Below are 1,844 nucleotides of genomic sequence, written 5' to 3'. Positions count from 1 at the left end.
CGCCCGGCACCGCGCGCACTCTCCGCCCGCCGCACCCTCGCCACCGCCCGCCGCGTCCTCCGCCAGCTCGGCCACGACCGGCGCACCATCGCCCTGCTCCTGCTGCTCCCCGTGCTGCTGCTCGTCCTGCTGTACTACGTCTTCGACGCCGACCGGCAGGCATTCGCCGGCATCGGCGCCTCGCTCCTCGGGATCTTCCCGATGATCACCATGTTCCTGGTGACCTCCATCGCCACCCTGCGCGAACGCACCAGCGGCACCCTCGAACGTCTCCTCGCCATGCCGCTCGGCAAGGGCGACCTCGTCCTCGGCTACGCGCTCGCCTTCGGCGCGCTCGCCGTCGTCCAGGCGTCCCTCGCCACCGCCGTCGCCATCTGGGCACTCGACCTCGACTTCGCCGGCTCACCCTGGCTGCTCCTGCTGGTCGCCCTGCTCGACGCCCTCCTGGGCACCGCACTCGGACTCTTCGTCTCGGCCTTCGCCTCCACGGAGTTCCAGGCCGTCCAGTTCATGCCGGCGGTGATCTTCCCCCAACTGCTGCTCTGCGGCCTGTTCGCGCCCCGCGACTCGATGCAGCCCGTCCTCGAAGCCGTCTCCAACGTGCTGCCCATGTCGTACGCGGTCAGCGGCATGAACGAGGTACTGCTCAACACGGAGGTCACCGGCACGTTCGTCCGGGACGTGACCGTCGTCGCGGGAAGCGCCCTGCTCGTCCTGGCGCTCGGCGCCGCGACACTCCGCCGCCGCACCCCCTGACAGACGCCTCCCGATGCCCTCCTTTTCGGTCCAGGGCGTACCTCGGCGTACCAGCGATCGGACAGCCGCCGCGCCGACCCCCGGGAAGCTGCCACCATGGACGGCATGACGCAGAAAGTCGCCGTACTGGGCACTGGAAAGATCGGCGAGGCCCTGCTGAGCGGGATGATCCGCGCCGGCTGGCCGACCGAGAACCTCATGGTCACCGCGCGCCGTGCCGAACGAGCCGCGGAACTGCGCGAACGCCACGGCGTCGAGGCGGTGGGCAACGTGGAGGCGGCCAAGACCGCCGACACCCTCATCCTGACGGTGAAGCCCCAGGACATGGGCGTCCTCATGGACGAGCTCGCCCCGCACATCCCCACCGACCGGCTGGTCATCAGCGGCGCCGCCGGAGTCCCCACGACGTTCTTCGAGGAGCGGCTGGCCCCCGGCACCCCGGTCATCCGCGTCATGACCAACACCCCCGCCCTCGTCGACGAGGCCATGTCCGTCATCTCCGGCGGCACCCACGCCACCGAGGAGGACCTCAGGCACGCCGAGGAGATCTTCAACGGAGTCGGCAAGACCCTCCGGGTGCCGGAGAGCCAGCAGGACGCGGCCACCGCGCTCTCCGGCTCCGGACCCGCGTACTTCTACTTCCTCGTCGAAGCCATGACCGACGCCGGCATCCTGCTCGGCCTGCCCCGCGACAAGGCCCACGACCTGATCGTCCAGGCCGCCATCGGCGCCGCCGTGATGCTCCGCGACAGCGGCGAGCACCCGGTGAAGCTCCGCGAGAACGTCACCTCGCCGGCGGGTACCACCATCAGCGCCATCCGCGAACTGGAGAACCACGGCGTCAGGGCCGCGCTCATCGCCGCACTGGAAGCGGCCCGCGACCGCAGCCGCGAGCTCGCCTCCGGCAAGGGCTGAACCGGCCGCACCGGCGACGCTTGACACGACCGGTGTGCGTCCGTACTGTTCTCCGGGTTGCCAGCGAGCCGGTAGGTTCCGCTGGTAGCGCTTCTGCCACGTCCGGTGGCGACCACTACTCTGCACGATCTTCCCCTCGCGGGGGCTTGTTCGGCATGCCCGAATTGGCTTTC

General features: G+C 70.4%; 2 protein-coding genes. Both read left to right on the top strand.

The genetic code is table 11. The annotated features are described in order from the left end of the window. Window positions 1-756, top strand: a 756-nt coding sequence (locus GL263_RS25935; RefSeq protein ID WP_182858173.1) for an ABC transporter permease, incomplete at its 5' end; no start/stop codon positions are given. A 105-nt stretch (window positions 757-861) separates the two neighbouring features. Continuing rightward, window positions 862-1,671: a pyrroline-5-carboxylate reductase gene (proC, locus tag GL263_RS25930; RefSeq protein WP_182858172.1), complete on the top strand. Its 810-nt coding sequence runs from the start codon at window positions 862-864 to the stop codon at window positions 1,669-1,671. Window positions 1,672-1,844: the final 173 nt, after the last annotated feature.

The sequence above is a fragment of the Streptomyces durbertensis genome (assembly GCF_014156695.1).
Classification (GTDB): Bacteria; Actinomycetota; Actinomycetes; order Streptomycetales; family Streptomycetaceae; genus Streptomyces; species Streptomyces durbertensis.
Note: the sequence above shows the minus strand (reverse complement) of the source record. Positions and strands in the feature narration are given on the sequence as shown.